General features: G+C 57.9%; 4 protein-coding genes. All 4 read right to left on the bottom strand.

The features are described from left to right. Positions 1 to 101: 101 nt before the first annotated feature. The 4 genes from pglX to F8C90_RS06295 are packed head-to-tail and all read right to left on the bottom strand — an operon-like array spanning position 102 to position 7,262. Complete coding sequence (pglX, locus tag F8C90_RS06310) at positions 102 to 2,171, bottom strand: BREX-1 system adenine-specific DNA-methyltransferase PglX (protein ID WP_158049618.1); 2,070 nt, start codon at positions 2,169 to 2,171, stop codon at positions 102 to 104. A 12-nt stretch (positions 2,172 to 2,183) separates the two neighbouring features. Continuing rightward, positions 2,184 to 5,945 (bottom strand): BREX system P-loop protein BrxC, encoded by a 3,762-nt coding sequence (gene brxC / locus F8C90_RS06305; RefSeq protein ID WP_158049617.1) that lies wholly within the window; start codon positions 5,943 to 5,945, stop codon positions 2,184 to 2,186. Between the two features lie 9 nt (positions 5,946 to 5,954). Beyond that, positions 5,955 to 6,683, bottom strand: coding sequence for a DUF1788 domain-containing protein (locus F8C90_RS06300; RefSeq protein ID WP_158049615.1), 729 nt, complete (start codon positions 6,681 to 6,683; stop codon positions 5,955 to 5,957). Continuing rightward, on the bottom strand, positions 6,684 to 7,262 hold the full coding sequence (locus tag F8C90_RS06295) for a DUF1819 family protein (protein WP_246155827.1): 579 nt from the start codon (positions 7,260 to 7,262) through the stop codon (positions 6,684 to 6,686). It lies immediately after the preceding gene. Between the last annotated feature and the right edge of the window lie 54 nt (positions 7,263 to 7,316).

Below are 7,316 nucleotides of genomic sequence, written 5' to 3'. Positions count from 1 at the left end.
TATCCATATGCGGTTATTGCCTTTCCACGAATCCTAACTTCAGCAATTAAGATTCTAGGCGATAACCGCTTCCTGCTTTCTACGGACAGGGAAGCGGCCCCTTACACCAACATTCGGCACGCGATCCATTCGAGTGATTCCTTAATGCTTTTGCAATCGAACTTCTCACGATCAAGCCCAACTTCCCACCATTCGCGGACAAAGCGAGCGTTCTCGCCTGTAGCGAGCCCTTGCCGAGGTTTTCCGATGTCAGATAGCTTTTTCCCACCTTCAAAAGCATTCAGCAAAGCGTCACTTGCCCAGTAGGCTATGGGGGTGCCGGGGATTTGGGTGAAGGTTTTTGCGTTTCTGCGATAGAAGTAGCCGCAATCGGGGTTTGCTATTGCTTCTCGTGTTTTTGGTGCTTGGACCGCCGCTCCAACAAAATCCGACAGGCGAACGTATCCGCCCTTATATCCGTCAACATAGCCGTTATGGAACGTGAAAGTGCAAATGGGAACCGTAGCGCCCGCAAAACCCGAGTATTCGAGCTGAACCAGCGAGGTAATGGTCTTCTCGTTAATCATCTTTTCGCGGAGTTTTTCATAGCTGCCGATGAACATCCAAACGAAGGGGCACATGATGCCAGCCTCGCCGTGTTCGCTCGCATAGTCCATAATGCGGACGATAAACGAAGAGAACAAATCGCTTTTTACGTCGGGATAGTTCTTCTTGATCCATTTGCTCATGAAGGGGCTGAAGCTGCTCGATCCCATGTAGGGCGGATTGGCCACCACGCAGTCGAACTTCCTCGCAAGCGCCTCGCACACCCGAAGTGCATCTTGCAGCTTTACGCCCAAGCCCCTCCCAAAAAGACTGTCGCTCTCCACCTCGGCGGCAAAACGGGCCGCATCCGCCCGCAGCGCCTCCAGCTGGGCTTCCGTCGGATTGAGCAAGCTCCCGACTTCGTCTAGATGCTCCAGCGCATCGATGAACTGCTGATCAGCCATAATCGCCGCATCTTCGGGCAGCTCGATAACGCAGCCAGCCTCGTCGCGCTGAAACTTCGTCGGAGCAACCACAAGCACATCCGCCTGCACTCCGCGGCCGAAGAAGCGCCTATCGTGCTCGCGCGCGCACATGGCCAGCGCCAAGTTGGCAATCTGCGCCGCGCGCGGGTCGATTTCCATACCCGACAAGTTCTTCTCCAAAATGAGCTGCGGAATCTCGCGCTCGCGGTATCCACGTTCCACATACATGTCGAACAGCAGCTGAAACGCGTACACCAGGATATGACCCGAACCGCACGCCGGATCGCACAGCGTAATGTCCTCCGGCCCATCGATGCGGATGAAATCCTCGTGTTCGGCGTCAGGTGCAATGTAGTAGTCCCACTTTTGGCACAGCGCGCTTTCGGGGAAGTTCAGCATCCACAGCCGCCCGAGCGAGTTCTCCACCATGTAGCGCACAATCCATTCAGGCGTGAACAGCTGCGTCGCAGGACCTATGGTATCAGGTGTCTCCTTCGCCTTCGACTTGAAAAACGCGTCTTTGACCTCGGCGTTGTAATACTGATACATCCACCCCAGGATTTCCACGCGCTCCCAATCCTCTTCAGGGATAGACGTCACCAGCCTGTCGATCACGCTGTCTTGCCGCAAAAGGCCATCGGGCAACAGCAGCTCCATGGCGCTTCCCACCCGGTCGAACACGCCGGGGATGCAGCTCGAAAGCTCGTCGCATTGCGCCAGGAACAAGCATCGGAACAACGCCTCGTCGTCACCCGTCTGCATAAGTTCCATCACGCGCGACGCGTCAAGCCCCTCGATCTGCACGTCGAGCGCGCACTTCAACACCTGCGGAGCGAACGAGCCGTCATCCGCCGAGAGCATGCGCACGCGACACGGCAGGTAATCACGCAGCTCCATGAAGCGAATGGCCACCAATCGGTTGAACCACGTGTACGCAGCGCGCTCGGCAAGCGCCGCGTGCCCCACCTCGCGCTGCAGCCGAAGGAGCTCGGAGCGCTGGCGCTGCTCGTCGGGCGACAGAGGCATGCCATCCACGCTCGTAGCGTCTTCGGGCAGCGCGTTCGCTTCCACCACCGAGAAGCGCCTCATGCGCGTTTCCACCTGCTCGATCAGGGTGTTTCGAGCCCACGTGCAGAAGTTCTTGATAGCGGTATCGTTCATGGCGGGCTCCCTTTAGCTCAGGCGGACGGAATCGTTTTCGACAAGCGCTTCGAGGAGCGCCTTGCGCACCGAGGCAAGATAGGCGTCAACCTCGGCCTCGTTCGTCAGCACGGCGCGATCGAACGCCTCGTCGCGACGCAATACCTTGCGCTTGAGGGGCTTGGGAGCTGCCTCGGCCGACTTCTCGGCGACGATAACCCTAGTCACCTGCCCCGATTGGCTAACGCCGCAACCGCCTTGGGGCATTCCCTGCGAAGCGACATTGCTCGCGGCGGCAGGCTGCGAACTTGCGGGCTTGGGGCTCACCCGAGCCTCCGCAGGGACGGCGCTTGCCTCGCGCTCCGTCAGCTCGCGCTTCAGGCGAATCTCGCGCTCGGCTTTCGCGCGGGCTTCGTCAACCGCAGCATCGACAGCCTGGTAGCCCTCTTCAATCAGGTCCTTGAACTGCATCCTCAAAGTGTCGATGACGCCTGCCGCCTTCGCGCTGTGCACGCGGCTTTTAACCGATGCGATTTTGTGCTCGGTGCCCGCAATCGCCAAATTCGCAGCCTGCTGATAGGGGTCCTGATTGTTCGCAAACTCCTTCAGCTCTTCGACCGCGCCATCAATCGAGCTTAGAAGCTCGTTTTGCTTGCTGCGCACGATTTCGCCATGCATAGCCGATAGCATTTTCGTGAGGCCGGGCAACTCGCTCACCCGTCGATACGGCTGCGGATCGCGCAGAATGCCCTTCATGTCCGCAATGACCTGCTGAGCTTCCTCGTTATCGCCGAGATAGAACGATTCGCGATCCATAAGCGCAAGCGTCTCCACTGCCCCATCGAACAAGCGCTGCTGGTTGGGGAAGAACCCATCGACCGGCTCCATGTCTTCCGCGAAGTCGAGCAGTTTGTCGCCATTGGCGTTGAATGCGCGCAGGAACGCCTCGCCATCGGCCCGATCGGCGAGGACTTCACCAATCACATGGAGCCCGTCTTCGACAATGCTTTTGCCAGGATACGGGAACTCCGGTGCAAGGCCCGTGAAGTGGTCGTGCATGAGGCTTTGGCAGTGCTCCTGCGTTTCCTCGAGCTTTGCTTGGATGCAGTCGATCAGCTTGTCCTCATCCTCGGGCACGGCACTCGTGTCCGCAAAATCGCGAAGGATGCTGCGCGCTTTGCTGAGCAGCGCGTCCGACATCTTTTCGCGAATTCGAATCTCGACCTTGTCGGCATGTTTGCGCAAGCAATCGATCATGTTCTTGTCATCCGCGCGCATCGCCTGCCCGCCGTAGAGGATGGTCGCATCTTGAGCGGCGACAAGCTGGGCGGCAACGGCGGCGATGTCGATATCGCGCCACCCGTATGGATCGGCCTGGTATTTCCGCTGGATGTCGCCCATCGCGGTTTGCACATGCAGGCGTTTTTGCAGCTCGAGGAACGTTTTCATGTCAGCGACCGCGCGCTCGTTCGCGCTGCCCATGCCCGCCATCGCCGATTGCTCATTCGTGTGACGCAGAATGCGAATGATGTCCCCGTCGCCTTCCACAGGGTCGGAAATGTAGTCCGCCTTGGTGAAGATGCTGTCGACCAGCTTGTCGAGCACCGTTTCGAACAGCTGTTTCGCACTCATGGCGCGTACCGTCACCATACTGCCGTTGACGGCCACGCGCGCGTTCACCACCGCGTTTTCGATGAGCGTCTTCGCCTCTTTTTCGTCGTGCTGCGCCTGGTTCATCTTCCCCTTGATGATCTCCTGCGTGCTGGGCGGAAGCTGGCTCTTGTTGATGGTTCGCGCGTATTTCCTGGTCCGCGCCACGTTTTGCATCATCTCGAAGTAATCAGCGTCATCGGAGAGCACCACGAGCGCCTGCCCTTGCGACTTCACGGCAATTTCGCCATCGGCAGCCTCGTAGAGTCGGCCTTCGTTGGCGATTGTTGCCACGTTAAGCTTCATGCCGCCCTGAGACGGGCCGTAGATGGATCCGTCGACGTAATGGTCGAACGGGAAGTTGTTGGCACCGCGGCTGAGCTTGCGCTGCGGGAATATGCCCTCGAACAGCACCTTCTTGATGTTCTCGGTCACTTCCGCGACATCGATGGGCACCTGGGAGATCTCTCGCGCGATGTCTTGCTCTTCGTCGGTGAGGAAATTGTACGCATCGCCCTGGCGCGCCACGTAGTTTTCACGCACCAGGCGATCGAGCGACGCCTTCAAACGTTCGCGCAGGGCAACCTTGTCCACGCCCATGTCGTCGACCATGAGCGTGGCGATGTTGTTCAGCGTACCCTTAAGGTACGTGATGTAGCGGATAAGGTAGAGCAGCTTCAGCACGCTGATATCCTCGGGCCGCAGCACCTGATGCGCCTCGGCAGCACGCGTAGCGCGGTCAACCACCTGCAGGATGCCGTGCTCCAAATCCTTCGATATCGTGTCGAAGAACCGCCAGAACGGGACAAGCGCGGTGGTCTGCTCGCCTTGCACGACCTGCGCCGACTCCTGGAACGCCGACAGCATCGAACGCTCGCCTGTCGACATGTGCTTCGCCTTCACGCCGTGCTTGCGAATTTCGGTCATCACGTCGGGGAGCACCTTGAATTGATAGGACACGAATGGATAAGAATCGACGAAGTCGCCTTCCGATTCGTAGCCCAAAAGATCGCCGCGCGAGCCTTCGAACGAGAAGAGATTGCGCAGAACCGCGCTTTGATCCTCGTATTCGTCTTGCAGGGTCAGCTGCGCCACCTGCGTTTTGTCGAGGACACGACGCTTGATCACCTCGTCGACCGACGAGCTGGAAAGCGACAGGCGCGTCGTGAATCGTCCCTGGATTTTCGAGAAGTCGTCACCGACGATAAGTTGATTGCCGTCGATGGATTCCTGGCTCGTTACCATAACCCACACGCGCCCGGCGCAACGCGCGCCGATTTCCTCCACCAGCGTTTGCAGGCTCAGCATGAGACTTACGTCATCGCCGATGAACTGGCCCACCTCGTCGACCATGAACAGCAGGCGGAAGCGCCCGCCTTCCTCATCCGCACGACGCGCCGCATAGTCGCCTACCATGCCGACAAAGCTGTCGACCGCGATCACGTCGTCCTCAGTGCCGTTGAACCAGTTGCGCGCGGCGGCTTCGCTCATGCCGAGCGCGCTTTGAAGAGCCTCGACTACGTCGTCTTCGAAGTAGGCGTACGTCTCGCGGCTTTCCACCCACGGCATGCCGTTCACCTGCTCGAACGTTGTGCGGAACTCGTCGGTTTTGCCCCGCGACTCGATGAACATCTCGAGCTTCGCGAGCTTCAGGTCCTCACCGCAGAAGCCCAAATGCTCGAAGAACACGCGCTCGAACGCGCGCAGAAGCGCCGTTTTCGCCGTGTCGCCTTCCTTCCACTGCCCGCCCTTCGTGTCGATGTTGAAGAGGATCGCCTCGGTGGGCACACCGGCGCAACGGCGCATCTTGGAATAGACCATCTCGTCTTCGAGCTTGCCGTCGAAGTAATCGATGGCCGCCCTGCCACCGACCACCTTGTTCGCCAACAGGTATGACAGCATTTTCAGGAAGTGCGACTTGCCCGAGCCGAAGAAGCCCGAAATCCATACGCCGATTTTGTCGGTAGGTATATCGAGGGCGGTTTCGTAGTTTTCGAAGAAGTACGCGAAGTGGCGCTGCAGCTCGCGCGTCACCACGTATTCGGAAAGTTCCTGCTGGATGGACTCCTCGTCGCTTTGCGAGACTTTGATGACGCCGTTGATGGAACGGTTGATGTCTTTGCTGAAAAGGTCCCTAATTACCATGATAATCCCCTAAACAAGGTCGAAGGCCCGATAGTAATTCCCATCGGATAAGCTATTGAACAGGCTGAATGAATGTCCTGTGTACGAACCTGGGTACGCGATGACCACGGGTATATCGCTGAATCTCACGTGCAAGTTGTCGAGCAAGGTATGAATTCTAAGAAACGGGTACACCTCGCCCACCCCTGTGAGCACCAGCACATCCCCGCGCTCGTGCGGTTCGTAATCGATCGCCTCCGCGAACGCTGCGGGCGTGCATATCTTCGACAGCTGCTTAAGCTGGCTGGCTGTGCCATGTTTTGCTTCCTGCACCGGAATCGCCTTGAGGATTCGGCGCTTCTCGCATATGTTGAGAAAGACGTCGTAGAGGTTGCGCGAAACGATGCGATACGGCTTGTCGCCTGCTTCAGATTCGCGTTCAAGGGCGGCGAAGAAAGTCCGTGCCTGCATTTCGAGGGCGGGGTCGTAGCAGAAGGTGAAAAAGCCTATCTCGTTTCCGATGCCCTTGTTTTCCAAAAAGTTGACGTCAAGAAGATGAGCCCGAAGTGCTTCGCAGCAATGCGAGAAATCGGCCTGCGCACGAGCGGCTCGGGAATGCTCGGCAACGATGTCGCGCGTGGCCGTTTGCTTCCCGCGAGGCGATTTTGCCCCTTGCTTTGGTGTAACCGCTAAGGGTTCTGATTGTTTGGCACCTTTTAAGTCAGTTGATGAAGGGGGGGGGGTCATTTTCGAAGACAATTACATCACCGTCGATCCATCGAATGCGAAAAGTAACTCAGCGTCGCCGTTGTCGCGAATCGCCTGTTCAACCTCGTAGTCAAGAAATACTGGTTGCAGCTTTTCAGAAGACGCCGTTTCCAGAAACCCAACCTGCACGAGGCAATACGAGAGCACGCCCTTCAATCGCATGATGGTTTCGTCACTCCACTTGTCGGCACCAGGGTACTCGAGTTGAAAGCGCGTAAGAAACGCCCCCAAATCAGCCTTGGTAAACGACGAGTCCATCGCCTCGATACGCGCCCCGATTTCCTCGATCATGAACGACCGCATGAGATCGAAACGAATCATCAGGAGGTAGAGATTTACCTGAGCAGCCTGGTCGAACGAACCTTGCGCAAGAATTCTCACCAGACGATCGCAGGCTTCATCATTCGCGCAATCCCCCTCGCGAAGCGTTGCGAGGCGAGCAATGCAGTCGCGAGACCGTTCCCGCAGCGAGCGTGCACTGGCGCATTGGAAGAGATTGTCGCGAACGACATGTTCAACGATCTCGTCGAGGCTTTCCCCTTGCAACGCAAGCGACGCGACGATGCGCATTTCTGGAAGCATGAATTTCTCGCGGGTCAGGGTGCCGCCACTATGTTTGGCTCG

It is taken from the genome of Ellagibacter isourolithinifaciens, from assembly GCF_008831035.1.
In the GTDB taxonomy this organism is placed as follows: domain Bacteria; phylum Actinomycetota; class Coriobacteriia; order Coriobacteriales; family Eggerthellaceae; genus Ellagibacter; species Ellagibacter isourolithinifaciens.
Note: the sequence above shows the minus strand (reverse complement) of the source record. Positions and strands in the feature narration are given on the sequence as shown.